At 72.1% G+C, this 20,707-nt stretch carries 16 protein-coding genes; 5 read left to right on the plus strand and 11 right to left on the minus strand.

Annotated elements, in window-relative coordinates:
• Positions 1 to 37 precede the first annotated feature (37 nt).
• Positions 38 to 790 (minus strand): GntR family transcriptional regulator, encoded by a 753-nt coding sequence (locus ACFVJX_RS14020; protein ID WP_384130302.1) that lies wholly within the window; start codon positions 788 to 790, stop codon positions 38 to 40.
• Between the two features lie 143 nt (positions 791 to 933).
• On the opposite strand from ACFVJX_RS14020, the gene ACFVJX_RS14025 reads away from it, so the two are divergent.
• Both ACFVJX_RS14025 and ACFVJX_RS14030 read left to right on the plus strand, forming a co-directional pair.
• Positions 934 to 1,782 (plus strand): (2Fe-2S)-binding protein, encoded by an 849-nt coding sequence (locus ACFVJX_RS14025; RefSeq protein ID WP_384130305.1) that lies wholly within the window; start codon positions 934 to 936, stop codon positions 1,780 to 1,782.
• Between the two features lie 207 nt (positions 1,783 to 1,989).
• Complete coding sequence (locus ACFVJX_RS14030; RefSeq protein ID WP_384130308.1) at positions 1,990 to 3,072, plus strand: DUF2637 domain-containing protein; 1,083 nt, start codon at positions 1,990 to 1,992, stop codon at positions 3,070 to 3,072.
• Positions 3,073 to 3,138: 66 nt separating this feature from the next.
• Here ACFVJX_RS14030 and ACFVJX_RS14035 read toward each other — a convergent pair whose 3' ends face one another.
• Positions 3,139 to 3,537 (minus strand): ATP-binding protein, encoded by a 399-nt coding sequence (locus tag ACFVJX_RS14035; protein ID WP_384130311.1) that lies wholly within the window; start codon positions 3,535 to 3,537, stop codon positions 3,139 to 3,141.
• A gap of 252 nt (positions 3,538 to 3,789) precedes the next feature.
• On the opposite strand from ACFVJX_RS14035, the gene ACFVJX_RS14040 reads away from it, so the two are divergent.
• Together ACFVJX_RS14040 and ACFVJX_RS14045 are read left to right on the plus strand one after the other, a co-directional pair.
• A complete protein-coding gene (locus ACFVJX_RS14040) occupies positions 3,790 to 4,185 on the plus strand; it encodes a ribonuclease domain-containing protein (protein ID WP_384130314.1) in 396 nt (131 codons plus the stop codon).
• Positions 4,186 to 4,265: 80 nt separating this feature from the next.
• Complete coding sequence (locus ACFVJX_RS14045; RefSeq protein ID WP_384130317.1) at positions 4,266 to 4,655, plus strand: barstar family protein; 390 nt, start codon at positions 4,266 to 4,268, stop codon at positions 4,653 to 4,655.
• A gap of 39 nt (positions 4,656 to 4,694) precedes the next feature.
• Here ACFVJX_RS14045 and ACFVJX_RS14050 read toward each other — a convergent pair whose 3' ends face one another.
• The 7 genes from ACFVJX_RS14050 to ACFVJX_RS14080 form a co-directional block, all read right to left on the minus strand.
• Complete coding sequence (locus ACFVJX_RS14050; RefSeq protein ID WP_384130320.1) at positions 4,695 to 7,112, minus strand: M9 family metallopeptidase; 2,418 nt, start codon at positions 7,110 to 7,112, stop codon at positions 4,695 to 4,697.
• A 620-nt stretch (positions 7,113 to 7,732) separates the two neighbouring features.
• Entirely contained in the window at positions 7,733 to 8,440 is a 708-nt protein-coding gene (locus tag ACFVJX_RS14055) for a GntR family transcriptional regulator (protein WP_384130323.1), read from the minus strand.
• A gap of 146 nt (positions 8,441 to 8,586) precedes the next feature.
• Positions 8,587 to 9,588 (minus strand): proline racemase family protein, encoded by a 1,002-nt coding sequence (locus ACFVJX_RS14060; protein WP_384130326.1) that lies wholly within the window; start codon positions 9,586 to 9,588, stop codon positions 8,587 to 8,589.
• Positions 9,589 to 9,632: 44 nt separating this feature from the next.
• The gene (locus ACFVJX_RS14065; protein ID WP_384130327.1) at positions 9,633 to 10,601 is read right to left on the minus strand and encodes a dihydrodipicolinate synthase family protein; all 969 of its coding nucleotides are present in this window, start codon (positions 10,599 to 10,601) and stop codon (positions 9,633 to 9,635) included.
• 84 nt (positions 10,602 to 10,685) lie between these two features.
• Positions 10,686 to 12,131 carry an FAD-dependent oxidoreductase gene (locus ACFVJX_RS14070; RefSeq protein WP_384130330.1) on the minus strand — a complete coding sequence of 482 codons (1,446 nt, stop codon included), beginning with the start codon at positions 12,129 to 12,131 and terminating at the stop codon, positions 10,686 to 10,688.
• Complete coding sequence (locus ACFVJX_RS14075; RefSeq protein WP_384130333.1) at positions 12,112 to 12,450, minus strand: (2Fe-2S)-binding protein; 339 nt, start codon at positions 12,448 to 12,450, stop codon at positions 12,112 to 12,114. The genes ACFVJX_RS14070 and ACFVJX_RS14075 overlap by 20 nt, the downstream gene beginning before the upstream one ends.
• Positions 12,451 to 12,638: 188 nt before the next feature.
• Entirely contained in the window at positions 12,639 to 13,808 is a 1,170-nt protein-coding gene (locus tag ACFVJX_RS14080) for an NAD(P)/FAD-dependent oxidoreductase (protein WP_384130336.1), read from the minus strand.
• 193 nt (positions 13,809 to 14,001) lie between these two features.
• On the opposite strand from ACFVJX_RS14080, the gene ACFVJX_RS14085 reads away from it, so the two are divergent.
• Positions 14,002 to 17,115 (plus strand): alpha-mannosidase, encoded by a 3,114-nt coding sequence (locus ACFVJX_RS14085; RefSeq protein WP_384130339.1) that lies wholly within the window; start codon positions 14,002 to 14,004, stop codon positions 17,113 to 17,115.
• Between the two features lie 33 nt (positions 17,116 to 17,148).
• On the opposite strand, the gene ACFVJX_RS14090 is transcribed toward ACFVJX_RS14085, so the two are convergent.
• Positions 17,149 to 18,891: a pyruvate dehydrogenase gene (locus ACFVJX_RS14090; RefSeq protein ID WP_384130341.1), complete on the minus strand. Its 1,743-nt coding sequence runs from the start codon at positions 18,889 to 18,891 to the stop codon at positions 17,149 to 17,151.
• A 113-nt stretch (positions 18,892 to 19,004) separates the two neighbouring features.
• Positions 19,005 to 20,699 carry a protein phosphatase 2C domain-containing protein gene (locus ACFVJX_RS14095; protein ID WP_385744678.1) on the minus strand — a complete coding sequence of 565 codons (1,695 nt, stop codon included), beginning with the start codon at positions 20,697 to 20,699 and terminating at the stop codon, positions 19,005 to 19,007.
• Positions 20,700 to 20,707: the final 8 nt, after the last annotated feature.

The raw sequence follows: 20,707 nt of genomic DNA on the forward strand, positions 1-20,707 counted from the left end.
GGTCCGCGTCACCCGGGGCGGGCGGCGCGGGCCGGAGTCAGCCGCCGGCGCCCGCGAAGTGTTCCCGTACGAGTGACTGCACGACCACCACGTCCTGGGCGATCAGCGCGTCCAGGAGGGCGGTGTGCTCGGCGGCGTCCGCCAGCAGGTCGGCGCGGCGGGTGACGGGGTTGCTCACCAGGGGCCACTGGGAGCGGCGGTGCAGATCGTCGGCCACGGCCACCAGCTGGGCGTTGCCGGAGAGGGCGAGCACCGCTCCGTGGAAGGCCCGGTCGGCCTCCGCATAGCTCGCCCGGTCGCCGACGGCAGCCGCGGCCACGGTGGCGTCGGCCAGCGGGCGCAGGGCGCACCAGCCGGCCGGGGGGACGGTGCGGGCGAGTCGCAGCATGACGGGGACCTCGATCAGGGCCCGCACCTCGGCCAGCTCGGCCAGCTCGCCGGGGCCCCGTTCGGCGACCCGGAAGCCGCGGTTCGGGACGACCTCGACGGCACCCTCGACGGCCAGCTGCTGCATGGCCTCGCGCACGGGGGTGGCGGAGACCCCGAAGCGGGTGCCGAGGGCCGGGGCGGAGTAGACCTGCCCGGGGACCAGCTCGCCGTCGACGAGGGCGGCGCGCAGGGCGTCCAGGATCTGGCCGCGCACGGAGTGCCGCCGGACCGCGGCGCGGGGCGCGGGCGGCTCGCTGTGGGTGTGTTCGCCGCGGGCCTGTTCGGGGACCCGGACGGCCGGGTGGGCGGTCACGGCCCGGTACGGCGGCCGGACCTGCTCACGCGCTCTGCCCTGCTCCACGGGTACCTCCTCGACCGGCGGGTCACGGCTCGCGCGCACCGTTCCCCGTGTGCACGATAGGCGGAGGTGGCCGCAGTTCAAACATCGATCAGGTCGGGTAAGGTAAGGCTTACCTCTAACGATCGCGATTCGGTGGTCCCCGCATGACCCTCCCCGCTCTGCTTCCCGCAGCGACGACGTCGGCCGTGGCCGACGCTTACGCGCGTCTGGCCGAGGTCTTTCCCGGGCTGCGCGCCGAGGTGCTGGCGGACGGCGAGTCCGCGCCCGGAGGAGTCGGCTGGGTGGGCGCGCACGAGCTCGCGGCCGGCGGCGGGGCCCTGGACGTCTTCCTCGCCTGGGACAACGCGCAGGTGCTGCGGGATTACGGCGTGCAGGCCAGGCCCGACGTGGTCGCCAGCTTCGGCCTGCACCGGTACGCCTGGCCGGCCTGTCTGCTGGTGACGGTGCCGTGGTTCCTGCACCGACGGGTGCCGCGGATTCCGGTCGAGGACGTCTCCTTCCAGCGGGCACTGGGCCATCTGACCGTCCGCGTAAGGGAGTTCGCCTGCCTGCCCGACGACCCGGCGGCGGCTCTGCCGGGCGCCCGGGTGGTGGCCGACGAGGCCGCGCTGCGCGCCGAGGTCCTCGACTCCGTGGCAGAACACCTCGGCCCGGTGCTAGACGGCTTCGGACCGCGGATGCGGCGCGGCAAGCGCGCCCTGTGGGGCATGGCGACGGACGAGATCGTCGAGGGCCTCTGGTACATCGCCCACCTCCTGGGCGAGGAACGGCGCGCGATGGCCGAGCTGGAGGCGCTCCTGCCGGGCACCACGAAGCCGTACGTCGGCACGGCGGGCTTCCGTGAACTGACCGGACCGAACGGCGAATCGCTGCCCACCCGCGACCGGGCGAGCTGCTGCCTGTTCTACACGCTGCGGCCCGAGGACACCTGCGTCACCTGCCCGCGCACCTGTGACGCCGACCGGCTCCGGAAACTCACGCCCACCACCTGATCCGTGGCCGCTCGGTCCACACCGCCCGCAAGGGTTGCGTGATTCGAACACAACTGCCTTGACCCTGCTGGGCGTTCGACCAGATCACGGCAATTCACCGGCTCGGCCACCCCATTGGCGTTCACTTGCCCCGAAAACGCCAGGACGTGAGGGAATCTCCGCCACGATGGCGCCCGAACACGCCCTACGCGACGCAAGGGACCGCGCATGAGACTGACCGACATATCGCTTGACTGGCTGCTTCCGGGCGCCGTGCTGCTCGCGGGGATCCTGACGGCGGTCGCGGTGGCGGTGGTCGCGCGCGGCAAGCGCGCCTCTGACGCAGCCGCGGCCGAGGACTCCTGGGAACGCAGCGAGGAACGGCGCAGGCGCAAGGAAGCGCTCTACGCCACCGCTTCGTACGTTCTGCTGTTCTGCTGCGCGGCGGTCGCCGCCGCGCTCTCCTTCCACGGGCTCGTCGGCTTCGGCCGGCAGAACCTCGGTCTCGCCGGGGGCTGGGAGTACCTGGTGCCGTTCGGCCTGGACGGGGCGGCGATGTTCTGCTCCGTGCTCGCCGTTCGCGAGGCCAGCCACGGCGACGCGGCGCTCGGCTCCCGGCTGCTGGTGTGGACCTTCGCGGGTGCCGCGGCCTGGTTCAACTGGGTGCACGCGCCGCGCGGCCTGGACCACGCGGGCGCCCCGCACTTCTTCGCGGGGATGTCACTCTCGGCGGCCGTGCTCTTCGACCGGGCGCTGAAGCAGACCCGGGTGGCCGCGCTGCGGGAGCAGGGCCTCGTGCCCCGCCCGTTGCCGCAGATCCGGATCGTGCGGTGGCTGCGTGCGCCCCGGGAGACCTTCGGTGCCTGGTCGTTGATGCTGCTCGAGGGCGTGCGCACGCTCGACGAGGCCGTCGACGAGGTGCGCGAGGACCGCAGGGAGAAGGAACAGAACCGTCTCCGCAGGAAGGACCAGGAGAAACTGGACCGAGCGCAGATCAAGGCCCTGAACCGGCAGAACAGGGCCTGGGGCCGGGTCGGCCGGGGCGACCGGATGGATGTCCAGGCACTCACCCCCGCGACGGGCTCCGCGCAGTCCGTCGCGGAGCCCGCCATATCCGAGCCGGGTCAGCTGCCCCTGCGACCCCGGCCATCCCTGCAAGCCGCCGGCCCGAGCTCCACGAACGCCCCGGACCCGAACACGGCTGATCCGAGAGCGGTCGACCTCACTGCCGAGGAGGACGACACCCAGGCCCTGCCCCGGCTCGACTCGCTGGAGCAGAAGCTGAAGGACTTGGAGCAGCAGTTCGGCTGACCCCCACGGGTTGGCGCGCGGCCCGACACGGAAGGCACCGAACGGCCCTGACGAACCTCCGGGTGGTCAGGGCCGTTCGCCGTCCAGCTCGAACCAGACCACCTTGCCGAGCGCCTGCGGGCTGACCCCCCAGGAGTCCGCGAGGCTCTGCACCAGGACCAGCCCCCTGCCGTGCGTACCGTCGTCGGCGTCCGGTACGTGCGACGCGGGCATCCCCGGCACGAAGTCCCTCACCTCCACCCGCAGTTTCCGCGGGGCCACGCTGACGGCGACGACCGCGCCGTCGTCCGTGTGGACCAGCGCGTTGGTCACCAGCTCGCTGAGCAGTAACTCGGCCACCTGAGCCGGTTCGTCCTCCCACCGGTAGCGCAGTAACTCGCGTACCGCTCCGCGCACTTCCGAGATCGCCGCCAGATCGGCGCGGCCCAGTCTGCGATGCAGCCGGCCCAGTTCCTGACGTTCCATCGTCTCCCCCGCCCGCACAGTGAATCGCCCCCTTCTCATCGAACGTGCTTCACGCAATGCATGCCCCGCTCACGGGCCGTCACGCTTTCCGAGGTGTCATCGCGTGCGGAACCACTCCATCCGGTACGGATCGGGCGAGCCGGACGACCCGGGCGCACGGACGGGGAGTTACGGCCGTTCAGGTTAACTTCAGAAAAATTCACCTGAGTTGGCGTTGACGGGAGCACATCTACGCGCGTCATCATGGTGGGTATGCGAATCCCCCCACGGATCACCACGCTCGGCGGCGCAGCCGCCCTCCTGTCCGTCCTCTTCGTCGGCGGCCCCGTCGCGACGTCCGCGACAGCCGCCACCACCACCTCGGTCGGCAGCATCTGCTACTCCGCCCTCCCCTCCCAGGCGCACGACACGCTGGACCTCATCGACGAGGGCGGCCCCTTCCCGTACGACCAGGACGGTGTCGTCTTCCAGAACCGCGAAGGCGTCCTGCCCGACCAGAGCACCGGCTACTACCACGAGTACACCGTGATCACCCCCGGCTCCTCCACCCGCGGCGCACGCCGCATCGTCACCGGCGAGGAGAACCAGGAGGACTACTACACCGCCGACCACTACGTGACGTTCGACCTCGTCGACCACACCTGCTGAACCTTCCCCGGACGGGTCCGCGCCGCAGTCCCCCACCTGCGGCGCGGACCACCGAAGAGACGGGCTTGTACGCTCCCCCCATGACCGTGACCTATGTGATCAACGGCTCCGAGGTCACCGGCCTGGAGCGATTCTGGAACGTGGTCGGCGAGGCGGTGAACGGGCCCGGCGGCTATTTCGGCAGCGGTCTCGACGCCTTCGCGGACTGCCTGCGAGGCGGGATGGGCACGCCGGACGACAACGACTTCGTCATCGAGTGGCGGGACCACGGCCGCTCGGCTGTCGCCCTGGGCCACGAGGAGACCGCCCGCCACATCCGCGGCCTGTTCGGCCGCGCCCATCCGGACAACCTGCCGCGCCTGCGCCAGGAGCTGGCGCAGGCGGAGGCCGGCCTGGGGCCGACGCTCTTCGACCGGCTCGTCGGGATCATCCGGGAGGAGACGGGCCCCGGCACCCTGCGGCTGCTCTGAGGGCCTCGGGGCCGGCCGGCCCCGAGGCCCCGGGCCGGGTCAGTACTGCACGGAGACCTTCACACCGCCGAAGTCCCGCACGGCGTGGAGGCTGATGTAGTGGGTGCCTTCGGCCGGGTGGTCGACGGTCAGCGTGTGGGCGTTTCCACTGCCGGTCGCCCGGGAGGTGTAGGCGCCCGTGGTGGCCCAGCTGCCGGCGTTGTAGTAGAGGTCGGCATCACCCGTGCCGCCACTCGTGGTGATCTTCAGCCGGGCGGTGCCGGCGGGCACGTGGACGTAGAGGTAGGAGTAGTCGCCCTCGGTGGCCCGCTGCCCGCTCCGGGCGCAGTCCTGGCCCAGTTCACGGCTGTCGGCGGTGGTGCACTCGGCGCTCGGCTCGGTGGGCGGGTTGGTGGTGGTGCCGCAACTGCCTGCCGCGCAGGAGGTCAGCCAGGAGTTCCAGTCGGCGTCGTAGCGGCTGCCGATGGTGGAGGTGAGCAGGGTGCGGGCGCCGTTCCAGTCGCCGCCGCGGTACAGGCCCAGCAGCTTGTCCACATCGGCCCGGTGCGACTGGAGCATGTAACGGACGGCCAGGTAGCCCCAGTTGTAGATGCGGGTCTGGTCCGCGTTCTCGTAGGTGGTGTCGAACAGGGTGCGCAGGGTGTAGGTGTGCGCGGCGGCCTGGGTGACGGCGTCGTCGTAGTTGACGCCGCGGTAGCTGTAGGAGACGTACTCCGCGAAGCCCTCGACCCACCAGATGGTCGGCGTCGTGATGCCGGCGTCGAAGTCGCCCGCCATGTCGAACCTGCCGTCGAGGTAGTGCGTGTACTCGTGGTTGAGGTTCCAGATCTGGAACTCGGGCCTGACCCACTCGGCCTCGTAGGCGATGAAACGCGGCTGGTTGCCCGCCGCGGCCGGGTCGCCCTCCAGGTACATGCCGCCGTTGTCGGTGTCGATCCCGTAGATGGCCCCGGCGTACGTCTGGTAGTCGGTGCTCGAATCGAAGACCACCACTTCGATGGTGCTGTTGTGGTCGTCGGCGACGGGTCCGTCGTCCCGGACGACGTCGTGGAAGTAGGCGTCCTGGTTGCGCAGACTGGTGCAGGCCGCCTCGAGGTCGGACGAGGACATCTGCTGGGCCAGGATGCGGATGCTGTCGCTGCACGTGTGGTTGACCGGGAGCACGGCGCTCTTGAGGCGTGCCGCCAGATCGCAGGTGCCGTAGGCGGAGCAGTTGCCCCGGTCGTAGTAGTCGGTCATTTCCGCGAGCCCGACCCAGAGTGGCGCGGTGGGTCCGGTCAACGAGCTCCGGCCGAGCAGATCGGTGACGAGCGGGCGCGCCTTGGGCCGCAGCGGCTCCTCCTGGAGGAAGCGCGCCAGCTCACGTCCCGCGTTGGAGGTCAGGTAGGACCGGTCGGTGCCCAGCAGGTCCAGGTGGTCACGGGCGAAGCCGGCGAGCGAGTCGAGCAGGCCGGGGTCGGCCTGGACCGCACTGACGAACTCGGGCACCTGGTGACCGCGAAAGGTCACGGTGTACACGTTGTTGACGGCGTTGAGCATGTACCAGGAGCTGTCGTACGAGGAGTCGTAGCCGGTGAGCAGCCGCTTGACGACGTACAGGTAGCGGGCGTTCTGTTCGGCACTGTCGATGAGGGTGACGGCCTCGGCCAGGGTCTCGCCGTTGGCGTCCGTGACATCGCGGGAGTGCGCGGAGGCGAAGAAGGCGTCGAGCCCGCCCTGGATGGCGGTCCGGAGCGCGGCACCGTAGCCGCCGACCGTGCCGGGGTCGTAGTACTGCACGTAGTAGCCGGCCCGGAGGAAGAGCACCAGCTGCGGCATGCCGGTGCTGCTGTCACCCGGGTAGGCGGCCGATCCGTCGCGCAGGGCGTTGGCGATGCTGACCATCTGGGCCTCGCGGAAGGCGAGGTATCCGTCATCGCCCTTCACGCCGAACAGGGTGTTGACGCAGTCGGTCGTCGACGACTTGACCTGCTGCACCAGGGCGCTTCCGGTGCGGCTGGTGAAGTCGGCGACGGAACACGCGGCGGCCGCGCCCGTTCCGGCCGACTTCGCCGCGGAGCGGGCCTTCGCCCTCATCGAGGGGGCCGGGTGGCTCGGCGCCGATGTACCCGGGTCGTCGTAGTCGCGCCGTAGCGCGTCCTTGGAGGCGGTCTGCGGAGCCCGGTCGGCGGGCTTCAGTGCCGTGCCGGCCAGGTGGGCGGCGTCCTGGACGGGGGCGGTGAGTGCCTGCGCGGCGGGGCCGCCCGGATCGGGGGTGCTCGAGCTCGGGACACCCGCGTTCGGGGCCTTCGGGTGAACACCCCTGGATAGGGCGGCCGTTGTGCTGACGGCGGCCGTTGCGGCGGGGTGGGCGCCGGCGGCCCGGCTCGGTGCGGCGAGCATGCCGACACCCAGACAGGCTGCCAGCACCACGGTGGACAGGCCGGTGAATCTCTGACGAACCGTTCGGTTCTTCACGTGCCGCCTCCCAGCGGAATGGTGGCCGCGCGACGGTGCGCGGCCGTGGGGGATGGTCGCGGGTGATGCCGGGGGCCGGGGATGTACCACTCGAGACGCCTGGCATGGACACGACTTCGATCGCGAACCGTCTGTACAATGGCACATGTCACATGTTCTTCGGAAGGTGCTGCGCGCAGATTCATCTACGCGCCAACTCGCGCTCGCAGCAGCCTGCTTGCGGCCGATTCCGGGACATCCCGAGGAGTGCCCGCCGCACCGGAGGCATCGAGGCGCTGCGTCCGGGCGTGCGGCTCAGGTGACTTCCACCGGGCCGCCACGCGGGTCATCGCCGAGGGCCCGCACGACTGGGGTGTGCTGCCGATGCCGCCCGAGGAGGCGATCGTCCCCGGCAACGGGTTCCACCGCCGCCGGCGCCTCTGCGGCAGCGGCCCCATGCCGGAGATGGATCGGCACGACTGCACGCAGGCACGTGCCGGGGCCTACGCGGACGGCGTACCGGAGCCGGGACAGGGGCTCACCGTGGAGCCGGTCCGTGCCTCCAGCCCGACGACATGGAGGCCAGGGGTGGGCGGAGCCGGTGGAGAGCTGAGGAGGCCGCCGTCCCGGACCGCCGACTCTCAGGCCTTGGCGGCCGGTACGCCTTCGGGCTCGGCGTCGGCCCGCCTGCCGCCGGCCCACAGGGACCGGACGTGGGACATATGGGCGAGCATGCAGGCCTCGGCTCCCGGCGCGTCACCGGCCACCACCAGATCCAGCAGTTCCACGTGCTCCTCGGCCGAGACCGTCAGCTGTCCGGACTCGGCCAGCCTGTTCAGCCCGAACAGCCGGGAACGCTTGCGCAGTTCGCCGACCTCCTCGACCAGTCGACGGTTCCCGGCGAGCCCGAGCAGGGCGAGGTGGAAGCGGCGGTCCGCCTCCAGGTAGCCCAGGATGTCGTGCCTGCGTGCGGCCGCGACGATCTCCAGCGCGACGGGCCGCAGCGCCTCCAGCTCGGTCGTCAGGCCCATCCGTGCGATCCGGCCGACGGTGGGAACCTCGATCATGGCGCGGAGTTCGGTGAAGTCGTCGAGGTCCTGGTCGGTCAGCTCGGTGATCCGGAAGCCCTTGTTGCGGACGGCCTCGACGAGTCCTTCCCGGGCCAGATCGAGCATCGCCTCGCGGACGGGCGTCGCGGAGACACCGAACTCCGAGGCGAGCGCGGGCGCGGAGTAGACGGTGCCCGGCCTCAACTCGCCGGAGATCAACGCCGCCCGAAGCGCGTGCGCCACCTGGTCGCGCAGATGCTCCTGCGCCGAGATCACGTTGAGCGACGTCAGGCGGGCCATGTCTGTTCCTCCAGCACCGTGCGGAGGACCAGAATACAATGTCACGTTGCCTTACAGCCCGGCCCCGCGGTGGCAGAAGTCCGGGCCGGGCCGGTGGAGAGGTCCGGGGCCGGGCCGGTCCGGAGACCGTTCGTCCGGTCAGGTGTTCAGAGCAGGAACCCTTCGGGGAACGGGTCGGCGGGGTCGAGGAAGTACTGGGCGGTTCCGGTGATCCAGGCGCGTCCCGTGACGGTGGGGACGACGGCGGGCAGCGTCCCCACGGTGGTCTCGGCGACGAGCCGGCCCGTGAAGGACGTACCGATGAACGACTCGTTCACGAAGTCGGCTTCCAGGGGGAGTTCGCCCCGCGCGTGCAGTTGGGCCATGCGTGCGGAGGTGCCGGTGCCGCACGGCGACCGGTCGAACCACCCGGGGTGGATGGCCATGGCGTGCCGGGAGCGGACGGCGTCGGATCCGGGTGCGATCAGCTGGACGTGTTTGAGGCCGTGGATGCCGGGGTCGAGCGGGTGGACCGGACGGTCGCGTGCGTTGACCGCGTCCATCAGGGCCAGCCCCGCCGCCAGGAGTTCGTTCCCGCGTGACCGGTCGAAGGGGAGGCCGAGGTCGGCCAGCCGCACCATGGCGTAGAAGTTGCCGCCGTAGGCGAGGTCGTAGGGGACCGTGCCGAGGCCGGGCACCTCCGCGGTGAGCCCGAGTCCGGCGCTGAAGGCGGGGACGTTGGTGAGGGTGACGGAGGTGGCGGCTCCGTCCTTGACCCGGACGTCCACGGTGACGAGTCCGGCCGGGGTGTCCAGCCGGACGGTGGTGACCGGTTCGGTGACCTCGACCATCCCGGTCTCCACCAGCACGGTGGCCACGCCGATGGTGCCGTGTCCGCACATCGGCAGACAGCCCGAGACCTCCATGAACAGGACCCCGAAGTCGGCGTCGGGGCGGGTCGGCGGCTGGAGGACGGCGCCGCTCATGGCTGCGTGGCCGCGCGGCTCGTACATGAGCAGCGTGCGCACCGCGTCGCGGTGCGCCATGAAGTGAGTGCGCCGTTCGGCCATGGTGGCGCCGGGCAGGGTACCGACCCCGCCCGTGATGACACGGGTGGGCATGCCCTCGGTGTGCGAGTCGACGGCGTGGAATACGTGGCGTGTGCGCACGCCTCCCCCTTTCTTCGGGTCTACGGGTCTACGGGTCTGCGGCTCTACGGGGCCGCGGTGCCGGCTGCGGAACCGCGGGGCGCTGTGCGGATGCCGCGGCCGGTTCGGTCCAGTCCCTCCGCGAGCGCCTTCTCGGTGGCGGCGCGCACGGCAGCCACGGCCTCGGCGCCCAGCGGCAGCCGGGGCGGCCGGGTGGGGCCGCCGTGCCGCCCGACGATGTCCATCGACGCCTTGATCGCCTGGACGAACTCCGGCTTGGAGTCCCATCGCAGGAGCGGGTGCAGCTTCCGGTAGAGCGGCAGGGCGGTCTCCAGGTCTCCGGAGACGGCGGCACGGTACAGGTCGACGCAGCCGGCGGGCAGCATGTTGGGACAGCCCGCGATCCAGCCGACGGCACCGGCCAGGGCGAGTTCCAGCAGGACGTCGTCGGCGCCGACCAGCAGATCGAGCCCGGGCGCCTCCTCCGCGATCTCGTAGGCCCTGCGGACATCGCCGCTGAACTCCTTCACGGCCACGATGGATCCGTCCGCGTGGAGCTGGGCGAGCAGCCGAGGGGTGAGATCGACCTTGGTGTCGTAGGGATTGTTGTACGCGACGACCGGCAGGCCCGCCTTGGCGACTTCGGCGTAGTGCGCCCGGACCGCGTCGTCCTCGCACGAGTAGCCGTTGGGCGGCAGCAGCAGGACGGAACCGGCCCCCGCTTCGGCGGCCAGGTCGGCACGGCGCCTGGACCGGACGCTGTCGTAGGCGGAGACCCCGGGCATGACCCCGGCCCCGTCCCCGGCGGCCTCGACGGCGACGCGCACCACCCGCTCGCGCTCCTGGTCCGTGAGGGTCTGGTACTCCCCCAGCGAGCCGTTGGGCACCACCCCGTCGCAGCCGGCTCCGACGAGGTCGCGGACATGGGCGGCGTACGCGTCGTAGTCGATGGACAGGTCCTCGCGCAGGGTGAGCGGGGTGGCGACCATGACGCCCCGCCAGGGGCGGTTCCGTACGGGGGTGTTCATCGGCATCTGCTCTCCTTGATGGATGTGAGAGGGCGTTGCAGGGGCGTAGAAGGACGGAACTGGGCCGGGGCGCGCGGGCGTTGCGGGACCTCACCCGTCCTCGGGACGGGCGGCGCGGGCGAGCGCGGCCAGCGGGACCGGGCAGGCGAGCGGACGGCGGTCGGGGGATCCGGCCCCGGCGGCGCAGCCGGCCAGCCCCCGTACCGCGAATCCGCATGTCCGGCCCTGGCACCAGCCCATTCCGGCCCGGGTGAGGAGTTTGACCGTTCGGCTGTCCCCGGCGCCCAGCTCATCGACGGCTGTCCGGATCGCTCCGGTGGTGACCTCCTCGCAACGGCAGACCTCCGTGTCCGCGGCGAGCCACTCGGTCCAGCCGGGCCCGGGCCGGTGCACGGTGCCCATCAGGTCGGCGAACGCACGCATCCGGCGGCGGGCCCGGCGCAACGCGGTCGCCCGGCGCGCGTCCCGTTCCCGTCTCCCGCCCCGCGCCTCGCCGGTCACCGAGAGCCCGGCCAGCTCCCCCTCCGTGAGCGCGAGGTGCACACCGCCGATGCCCCCGGTCTCGCCCGCGGCCCAGACGCCGGGCACGGTGGTGCGCAGCTCTTCGTCGAGCACCAGGGCGGCCGACCCGTCCGTGCCCCACCGGGTCGCGCAGCCGAGGCCGACGGCGAGATCCAGCTGGGGTACCAGGCCGTGGCCGACGGCCAGGGTGTCGCAGTCGATACGGCGTCCGGTCCCGGGCAGTGGACGCCATGCGCGGTCCAGACGGCTGACGGTGACACCCTCCACCCGGTCGGTGCCGTGCACCGCGGTGACCGCGCGGTGGGTCAGCATCCGTACCCGGTGGCGCGCCAGTGCCGCGCCGAGCCGTAGCCCTTCGCGGAGCCGGCCGGGGTCGGCGGCCGGCGCCAGGGGCGCTCGTCCGTACGCCGCGTATCCGGCGGCCTCCACCAGCGCGGGCACCCGTGCACCCGCTCGTGCCAGGGACACCGCGACGGCCTGCAGCAGCGGACCGCTGCCCGCGACGACGATGCGCCGTCCGGGCAGTACGAGCCCCGACTTGAGCATGGCCTGCGCACCCGCCGCACCCACGACACCCGGCAGGGTCCAGCCGGGGAAGGGGAGCTGGCGTTCGTGGGAACCGGTGGCGATCAGCAGGCGGCGGGCGCGGAGGGTGGCCGGGCGCCTGCCGTCGGGGCCGGTGACGGCGTGCAGGGTCCAGTCCGTTCCGGTCCGTTCCACGGCCCACACCTGGTGTTCGGCGAGGTGGCGGACCCGCCCCGTTTCGCGGTGCCGGTCGAGGCGGGCGGTGAGCGCGGTGAAGTGCGCCCAGCCGTGGTGCAGTCGGGCGGGTCCGGTGGCGCCGAGGCCGGGGGCCGGGGCTCGGTAGTACTGGCCGCCCGGTGCGAGCGAGGCGTCGAGCAGGGCCACATCGAGTCCGCCGTCGGCAGCGGTGACCGCCGCCGCCAGTCCGGCCGGTCCCGCGCCCACCACGGCGAGTTCGGCGAAGGGGGGCTCAGCGGAGGAGCTCGGCATGCCCGTCTCCCTCCTGGGTGGTGACCGCGTCGCCGGGGTGGGCGGGCAGCAGGCAGGCCCGCCGGCCGGGTTGTCCGTTCACGGTGGCCAGGCAGTCGAAGCAGGAACCGATGCCGCAGAAGGCACCCCGCGGCCGTCCGTTCACCCTCGTGGTGCGCCAGCTGAGGATGGAGGCCGCCCAGAGGGCCGCGGCGATGCTCTGGCCGGGCAGGACGGGGACCGGCCGTCCGTCGAAGGTGATCTCGAACCCCGGGCCGGGATCGGCTCCGGCCGGGCGGGCCGGTGTGCGACCGGTGGTGCGTCTGCGGATGGGTTTCACCAGGGCTCCTGACTCGGCGGACGGACGGGCAGGCGGGCGAACGGACAGCAGGGCGGACAGGCGGGCGAACAGGCAGCGGGACGGACAGGCAGGCTGCGGTTCAGGCAGGCTGCGGTTCAGGCAGGCGGCGGTTCAGGCGGGCGGACTCGCCGGCGGCCGACGGGGCGGGGCCACCACCGGCCCACGGTTCACTCCCCGGATCCGGGCGCCGCGTCGAACCGGTCGGGGCGGAACGGGTCGGGGTCCACGGCGCATCCCTCCCCGCGGATCGCCGCGAGGACCAGTACCGCCGTAGCGGGCGCAAGCCCGACACCCGCGCCCTCGTGGCCGCAGGCGTGGAAGAGGCCGGGTACCCGCCGGTCGGGTCCGATGGCCGGCAGGTGGTCCGGCAGATAGGGGCGGAAGCCGTGGTAGGCCCGTATCACGCGGGATTCGGCCAGGACGGGGAAGAGGGCGGCAGCCGCCGCGGCCAGCCTGCTGATCACCGGCACGGACAACGTCCGGTCGAAGCCGACCCGTTCACGACTGGCACCGATCAGTACGGGTCCGGCCCGGGTGCCTTCCACGACGGGCGAGGTCTGCAGAGCGGCCGAACCGCTGGACACGTCGGCCACATACTCCGCCGCGTACACCTTGTGCCTGACCAGCGGAGGCAGTGGCTCGGTCACCAGGACGAACCCGCGCCTGGGCAGCACGGGCAGTTCCACACCCGCGAGTGCGGCGAGCTCGCCGCCCCGGACGCCCGTGGCGTTGACCACCGCGGGAGCGAGCAGATCACCGCCACCGGTCCGCACACCGCGCACCGCGCCCGTCGGTCCGGTCAGCACCTCGGTGACCGCCTCCCCCAACTGGACCCGCGCACCGGCCTCGCGCGCGGCCCGGATCAAATGGGCGGCCGACAGGGCGGGTTGTACCTGTGAGTCCTGCGGATAGAGGACTCCGCCCGCGAGGCCGGGCGCGAGGTGCGGTTCGACCCCGGACAGCTCGTGCGGGGCTATCGAGGTGGTCCGCACCCCCGCTTCGGACTGCCCGGCAGCGGTGGCGGTCAGAGTGGCCAGGGACGACTCGTCAGCGGCAACCACCAGACCGCCCTTCTCCTCGAACTCGATCTCCTCGGGCAGCACTTGAGCAAGTTCGCGCCAGAGGGAGACCGAGAGGAGCGCGAGGGCAAGCTCCGGTCCCGGCGGCTTGTCGGAGACCAGGAGATTCCCCTCCCCCGCCCCGGTGGTGCCACCGGCGACCGGTCCGCGGTCCACCACCGCGACCGAGAGTCCCGACCGGGCCGCGTAGTAGGCACAGGCGGCGCCGACCACTCCGGCCCCGACAACGACAACATCCAAAGGCTGTCTCGTGAACACGTCAGTAATATGTCACATTGCTTTAGGGGTGCCAAGAGGTCGTCGCACACGCTGACCTGACGTAACGTCAGCCTCGGGCGCGCGAGTCGTCGCGGGCCGGCAGTGCGACGTCGTCGGACGGCGACGGGTGGATGCCCACCACCGGGGAATGCAAGCCCTCGACCGTGCGCAGGCGTCGATGAAGAGGAGCAGCATGCACGACGACAGCTCGCTGGTGGAGGGCCGCCTGGAGCGCGCCCTGCGCCAGTTCATCCGCCCCGCCGAGTACGCGGCGCGGACCCCGCTCACGCTGGCGGTGTGGCATGCGCCGGGTGAGCCGGTTCCGGTGGCGGAGGCGCTCGGCGCGCGGTACGAACCGTTCACGGCCGGTACCGCCTGGGGCAGCCCATGGACCACCAGCTGGTTCCGGCTCGATGGTGCGGTACCGCAGGAATGGGCCGGGCTCAGGGTCGAGGTGGTGGTGGATCCGGGGTTCTCCGGTCAGGCTCCCGGCTTCCAGGCCGAGGGGATGCTGTACGACGCCGGGGGCGTCCCGCTCAAGGGCGTCCATCCCCGCAACCGGCATCTGACCGTCGGCGCGCCCGCCACCGGTGGTGAGCAGGTCTCGCTGCTCCTGGAGGCGGCGGCCAACCCGGCGGTGCTGGAGCACGGCTTCGAGCCGACGCCGCTCGGGGACGTCCTCACGGCTGGGGACGATCCGCTCTACCGGTTCGCCTCCGCCGACCTCGCCGTGCTGGACGAGGAGGTCTGGCATCTCGTCCTGGACATCGAGGTGCTGTCCGAACTGATGCGGGAGCTGTCCGGCGAACGGTCGCGGCGGCACGAGATCCTGCGGGCGCTGGAGCGGATGCTCGACGCCCTCGACCTGCACGATGTGTCCGGCACCGCGGCGGCCGGACGGGCCGAGCTGGTGGATGTCCTCTCCAGGCCGGCTTCGGCGAGCGCGCACCGGATCTCGGCCACCGGACACGCGCACATCGACTCGGCGTGGCTGTGGCCGCTGCGCGAGACCGTACGCAAGGCCTCCCGCACCTTCGCCAACGTCACCGCGCTCGCCCAGGACTACCCGGAGCTGGTGTTCGCCTGCTCACAGGCCCAGCAGTACGCCTGGGTCAAGGAACACCAGCCGCACATCTGGGAACGGATCGTGCGGGCGGTGGCGGACGGGCAGTGGGAACCGGTCGGTTCGATGTGGGTGGAGTCCGACGCCAACATGCCGGGCGGTGAGGCGCTGGCCCGGCAGATCGTGCACGGGAAGCGGTTCTTCGAGCAGGAGCTGGGCGTGGAGACCGAGGAGATCTGGCTGCCGGACTCCTTCGGCTGCACCGCGGCGTTCCCGCAGCTCGCCGCGCTCGCAGGCATCCGGTGGTTCCTGACACAGAAGCTGTCGTGGAACCAGACCAACCCCATGCCGCACCACACCTTCTGGTGGGAGGGCATCGACGGCACCAGGATCTTCACCCACTTCCCGCCCGCCGACACCTACAACGGCCACTTCCACGGACTCGAACTCGCCCATGCCGAGAAGAACTTCAGGGACAAGGGGCGGGCCACCCGCTCCCTGCTGCCGTTCGGCTGGGGCGACGGCGGCGGCGGTCCGACCCGGGAGATGATGGAGAAGGCCCGCCGCCTCTCCGATCTGGAGGGCTCCCCGAGGGTCGAGATCGAGAAGCCGTCGGCGTTCTTCGCCGCGGCCGAGGAGGAGTACGGGGCGCAGGCACCGGTCTGGTCCGGTGAGCTGTACCTGGAGCTGCACCGGGCGACGTACACCACTCAGGCCAAGACGAAACAGGGCAACCGCCGCAGCGAACACCTCCTGCGGGAGGCCGAGTTGTGGGCGACGGCGGCAGCCCTTCGGTCGCCGTCGTACCGCTACCCGTACGAGGCGCTGGACCGGATCTGGAAGACGGTCCTGCTGCACCAGTTCCACGACATCCTGCCCGGCTCGTCGATCGCCTGGGTGCACCGCGAGGCCCGTGACATCTATGAGCGGGTACGTGAGGAGCTGGCCGACCTGGTGGCGGACGCGGTGGCCGCGCTGGGCACGGCCGAGGGACTGGTGGCGCTCAACTCCTCCCCGTACGGACGTGGTCACGTCGTCGAACTGGACGCCGAGGCGAGTTCGGTGCTGCCGTCCGGGGCCCGGGTGCAGCCGCTGGGAGACGGCCGCACGGCCGTTCTCGCCGAGGCGCCGGGGCTCGGGGCGGGGCCGCTGGACGGTGCGGCGGTCCCGGAGCACCCGGTCTCGGCGGCCGTCTCCCCGGGCGAGGAGACCGTGCTCGACAACGGACTGCTGCGCGTGACCGTCGACCGGGACGGACTGATCACCTCCGTCCGCGATCTGGCGGCGGGCCGCGAGGTCCTCGTCCCCGGCCGACGTGCCAACCTCCTCCAGCTGCACCCGGATCACCCGAACAACTGGGACGCCTGGGACATCGACGCCCACTACCGCCGCTCGCGCACCGATCTGACCGACGCCGAACGGGTGGAGGTGGTGGAGGAGGGGCCGCTGCGGGCGGCCGTGCGCGTGGAGCGGGCCTTCGGCGCGTCCCGGATCGTGCAGGAGATCCGGCTGGCCGCGGGGGCCCGGCAGGTCGACGTCGAGACCGAGGTGGACTGGCAGGAGTCGGAGAAGGTCCTCAAGGCGGCTTTCCCGCTCGATGTGCATGCCGAACGGTCCACGTCCGAGATCCAGTTCGGTCACGTCCACCGGGCGACGCACGACAACACCGGCTGGGACGCGGCCCGTTTCGAGATCTGCGCCCATCGCTGGCTGCGGGTCGCCGAGCCCGGGTACGGCATCGCCCTGCTCAACGACTCGACGTACGGACACGAGGTGACCCGGACCCCGCACCCGGGGGGCCTCGGCACGACCGTCCGGCTGACGCTGCTGCGCGCCCCGCACAGCCCCGACCCGGAGACCGACCTCGGTACGCACCGGTTCCGTTACGCGCTGGCGCCGGGCGTGGGGATCACCGATGCGGTACGGGAGGGGCTGGCGCTCAATCTGCCGCTGCGCGCCGCGGTCGCCCCGGCGGTGCCGTCCCTCGTGTCGACGGGCAGTCCGGCGGTGACCGTGGAGTCGGTGAAGCTCGCCGAGGACCGCAGCGGCGATGTGATCGTCCGGCTCTACGAGTCGGCGGGCGGCCGGGCCGATGCGACGCTCCGGGTCTCCTTCCCCGTCGTCGCGGCCCGGATCACCGACCTGCTGGAACGGCCGCTGCACACGGCGACGACCGATGAGCACGGTCTCGTCGTGGCGCTGCGGCCGTTCCAGATCCTGACGGTGCGGCTGACCCCGGCGTGAGCGGCCGCCCCGGCCCGGTCCGCACCGAAGGGCTCAGGGCCGGGGCACGTTGCGGAGGTTGGAGCGGGCCATCTGGAGCATCCGGCCCACTCCCCCGTCCAGCACGACCTTGCTGGCGGAGAGCGCGAATCCCGTCACCATGTCCGCGCTGATCTTCGGTGGGATGGACAGCGCGTTGGGGTCGGTGACGACATCGACGAGCGCGGGGCCCTTGTGCTTGAAGGCGTCCTTGAGGGCGCTCTCGAGCTGCTTGGGCTTCTCGACCCGTACGCCGTACGCCCCGCAGGCGCGCGCGACGGCCGCGAAGTCCGGGTTCTTGTTGGTCGTGCCGAACGACGGCAGCCCCCCGACCAGCATCTCCAGTTCGACCATGCCGAGCGAGGAGTTGTTGAACAGCACCACCTTCACCGGCAGGTCGTACTGCACGAGGGTGAGGAAGTCGCCCATCAGCATGGTGAAGCCGCCGTCCCCGGACATCGAGACGACCTGCCGGTTACGGTCGGTGAACTGCGCCCCGATGGCCTGCGGCAGCGCGTTCGCCATCGACCCGTGGCTGAACGAACCAATCACCCGGCGTTTGCCGTTGGGGGTCAGATAGCGGGCCGCCCAGACGTTGCACATACCGGTGTCCACCGTGAACACGGCGTCCTCGTCGGCGATCTCGTCCAGCACCGAGGCCACGTACTCGGGGTGGATCGGGACGTGTTTCTCGACCTTGCGGGTGTACGCCTTGACCACGCCCTCCAGCGCGTCGGCGTGCTTCTTCAGCATCCGGTCGAGGAACTTGCGGTCGGTCTTCGCCTTCACCCTCGGGGTCAGACAGCGAAGCGTCTCCCGGACATCGCCCCAGACCGCCAGATCGAGCTTGGAGCGGCGTCCCAGGTGCTCGGGCCGCACATCGACCTGGACGATCTTCACATCGGTGGGCAGGAAGGCGTTGTACGGGAAGTCCGTGCCGAGCAGGATCAGCAGATCGCACTCGTTGGTGGCCTCGTAGGCGGCGCCGTAACCGAGCAGACCGCTCATGCCGACGTCGTACGGGTTGTCGTACTGGATCCACTCCTTGCCGCGCAGCGCGTGCCCGACCGGGGACTTCACCCGCTCGGCGAACTCCATGACCTCGGCGTGCGCGCCCGCCGTTCCGCTGCCGCAGAACAGCGTCACCCGTTTGGCCTCGTCGACCATCCGGCAGAGCTTCTCGATCTCGTCGTCACCCGGCCGCACGGTGGGCCGGGAGGTGACCAGGGCATGCTCGATGGTCTTCTCCGGCGCGGCCTGGGAGGCGATGTCGCCCGGCATCGAGACGACGCTGACGCCGCCCCGGCCGATCGCGTGCTGGATGGCCGTCTGGAGCAGCCGCGGCATCTGCTGCGGGTTGGAGATCATCTCGTTGTAGTGGCTGCACTCCTGGAAGAGCAGCTCCGGATGGGTCTCCTGGAAGTAGCCGAGGCCGATCTCGCTCGACGGGATGTGCGAGGCGAGCGCGAGCACGGGGGCCATGGAGCGGTGGGCGTCGTAGAGCCCGTTGATGAGGTGCAGGTTGCCCGGACCGCACGATCCGGCGCAGGCCGCGAGCGTGCCGGTGATCTGTGCCTCGGCCCCGGCGGCGAACGCGGCCGTCTCCTCGTGTCTGACCTGGATCCAGTCCATGTCCGAGTGACGCCTGATGGCGTCGACGACCGGGTTGAGGCTGTCGCCGACGACCCCGTAGAGACGTTTGACGCCCGCCCGGGCGAGGATGTCGACGAACTGCTCCGACACGTTCTGCTTGGCCATGGGTGCCTACTCCCTCTGCCTGTGCTCCGTGCACGTTCGGCTGTCCGGACCCCGGGGCGCGAAACCTCGGCCGGACGGGTTCTCCGGAGTCCATCAACCCACGGCCCGCGCGGTTACGCCTCCCAGACGCCGACCGCCGTCCGGTCGTCGGCGTACCCCTTCACCCTGAGCTGGGTGTCGGCGAGGAACGCCGCGAGGCCCGGCGCGGGGCCCGGTGCCCAGCGTTCGGCGAGTTCGTCGGCCAGCGCGGGCTCGCCGCGCAGCGGATCGGCCAGACCGCTGCTGCACAGCAGCAGAGTGTCGCCCGGCCGGGCGACCGAGGCGCGGAACCGGAACGGTTCGGCGGGTGGCGGGACCGGGCCCTCGACGTACGGGGACGGGGCGGTGGTGATCCCCAGGTCCATCGTCAGCCGCTCGCCGTCGGGTCCGCTCTCGGGCGCGTCCCCGGGTGACGCGGAGCCGTAGCCGACGACGCCCTCGCCGGTGACCTCACCGGTGTGCGGCACAGCCGGTTCGATGTCCTGCCAGCTGCCGTCCCGCAGCCGGAAGAGTCCGCCACCGCCGACGCCGAAGAAGACCCGGGTCCGGCAGTCGGGATCGGCTGACAGCAGGAGGCAGCGCAGACCGGCCGTGTACTCGTGCGGCTCCAGGCCCAGTTCCGCGGCGCGGGCGCGGAGTTTGCCGTAGCTGCGGTCGGCGAGGCGGTGCAGACCCGATTTGAGGTCGGCGCGGCGGCCGGCCCTTATGTCCTCGGAGAGCCGGGCGTGGCTGCGTCCGACGGCTTCGCCGATCCATCGGCAGGCGTCGGCGGCGGCCGGGTGCACGCCCTCGGCGGTACGGGCGCCACCCGCGACGGCGACCAGGACGAGGGCGTTCTCGGCGGTGCCGAAGCGCACCGTGAGCAGCGCGTCGCGCCGGGGCTCGCCCCGGAACCGTGCGGAGTCGCCGCGCACGGATGCGGCCCGCAGGGTGTACGTCCCGTAGCTGGCGCCGTCGAGCACGGTGTCGGCGACGAGGGCGTGGATCTCGCGGGGGTCGGTGGCGGGCAGCGCGGTGGGCTCGGCGTCGTAGGTGGGCGGTCGGTCGCCCACGTGGGCGACCGGGGGACGGTGCGCCGCCGCCTCGGCGGCCGGGGGCTCGGGGGCGGCCCGGACGGCCGGATCGGGTCGCTCGTCCGCGGTGCGCTCGACGACCGGCCGTCTGGGCAACGGCGGCGCCGGGTCGGCAGCGGCGGCGGCCGGCGAGGACACCCGGGCCTGGGGCTCCGGCGCGGACGGCTCCCCCACCCGCCCACCGGACAGCAGGCTCTGGGCGACCCGGGGATCGGCGGGCGGCGGGGGCTGCGGTACGGCCGCGGGCGCCGGCTCCGGGACGGGCGCCGGAAGAGGGGCCGCCCGGGCGGGCTCAGGCACTGGCTCGGACTCAGGCGCGGGCGCCTGGGACGGCTCAGGCGCACGCTCGGGCTCAGGCTCGGGCGGCGGGGCCTCGAAGGTGCGCGGGCGGGGTGTGCCGGTCGGGGGCTCCCACGGGGCTCGGACGGGTTCCCTCGGTGGCGGCGGCAGTGGCGGACCGGGCGGCGCCTGTACCGGCCGGGCGGCCACCGGCGGCGCCACCCGCGGCTCGGGCACCGCCGTCGGGGCCCCGTACGCCTCGCGGTCGCCGGCCCCCACGGCGCCCGACACCGAGTCGAAGCGGTCATCGAGACTGTCGGCCGCCTGGCTCGCCCCGGTGTCCGGGGCCGATTCGTCGTACAGCCTGCGCCACCAGTCGTCCTCGTGGGCGGCGGGCCTCTCCCCCTGCTGACTCATGCCCTTAT

The sequence above is a fragment of the Streptomyces sp. NPDC127177 genome (genome assembly GCF_042672475.1).
Taxonomy (GTDB): domain Bacteria; phylum Actinomycetota; class Actinomycetes; order Streptomycetales; family Streptomycetaceae; genus Streptomyces.

What these genes read in the sequence shown, in the direction of transcription:
- ACFVJX_RS14045 (WP_384130317.1), top strand. Translation starts at nt 4,266, where the DNA reads ATGACCGTGACCTATGTGATCAACGGCTCCGAGGTCACCGGCCTGGAG.
- ACFVJX_RS14040 (WP_384130314.1), top strand. Translation starts at nt 3,790, where the DNA reads ATGCGAATCCCCCCACGGATCACCACGCTCGGCGGCGCAGCCGCCCTC.
- ACFVJX_RS14030 (WP_384130308.1), top strand. Translation starts at nt 1,990, where the DNA reads ATGAGACTGACCGACATATCGCTTGACTGGCTGCTTCCGGGCGCCGTG.
- ACFVJX_RS14090 (WP_384130341.1), bottom strand. Translation starts at nt 18,891, where the DNA reads ATGGCCAAGCAGAACGTGTCGGAGCAGTTCGTCGACATCCTCGCCCGG.
- ACFVJX_RS14055 (WP_384130323.1), bottom strand. Translation starts at nt 8,440, where the DNA reads ATGGCCCGCCTGACGTCGCTCAACGTGATCTCGGCGCAGGAGCATCTG.
- ACFVJX_RS14035 (WP_384130311.1), bottom strand. Translation starts at nt 3,537, where the DNA reads ATGGAACGTCAGGAACTGGGCCGGCTGCATCGCAGACTGGGCCGCGCC.
- ACFVJX_RS14065 (WP_384130327.1), bottom strand. Translation starts at nt 10,601, where the DNA reads ATGCCGATGAACACCCCCGTACGGAACCGCCCCTGGCGGGGCGTCATG.
- ACFVJX_RS14025 (WP_384130305.1), top strand. Translation starts at nt 934, where the DNA reads ATGACCCTCCCCGCTCTGCTTCCCGCAGCGACGACGTCGGCCGTGGCC.
- ACFVJX_RS14095 (WP_385744678.1), bottom strand. Translation starts at nt 20,699, where the DNA reads ATGAGTCAGCAGGGGGAGAGGCCCGCCGCCCACGAGGACGACTGGTGG.
- ACFVJX_RS14085 (WP_384130339.1), top strand. Translation starts at nt 14,002, where the DNA reads ATGCACGACGACAGCTCGCTGGTGGAGGGCCGCCTGGAGCGCGCCCTG.
- ACFVJX_RS14070 (WP_384130330.1), bottom strand. Translation starts at nt 12,131, where the DNA reads ATGCCGAGCTCCTCCGCTGAGCCCCCCTTCGCCGAACTCGCCGTGGTG.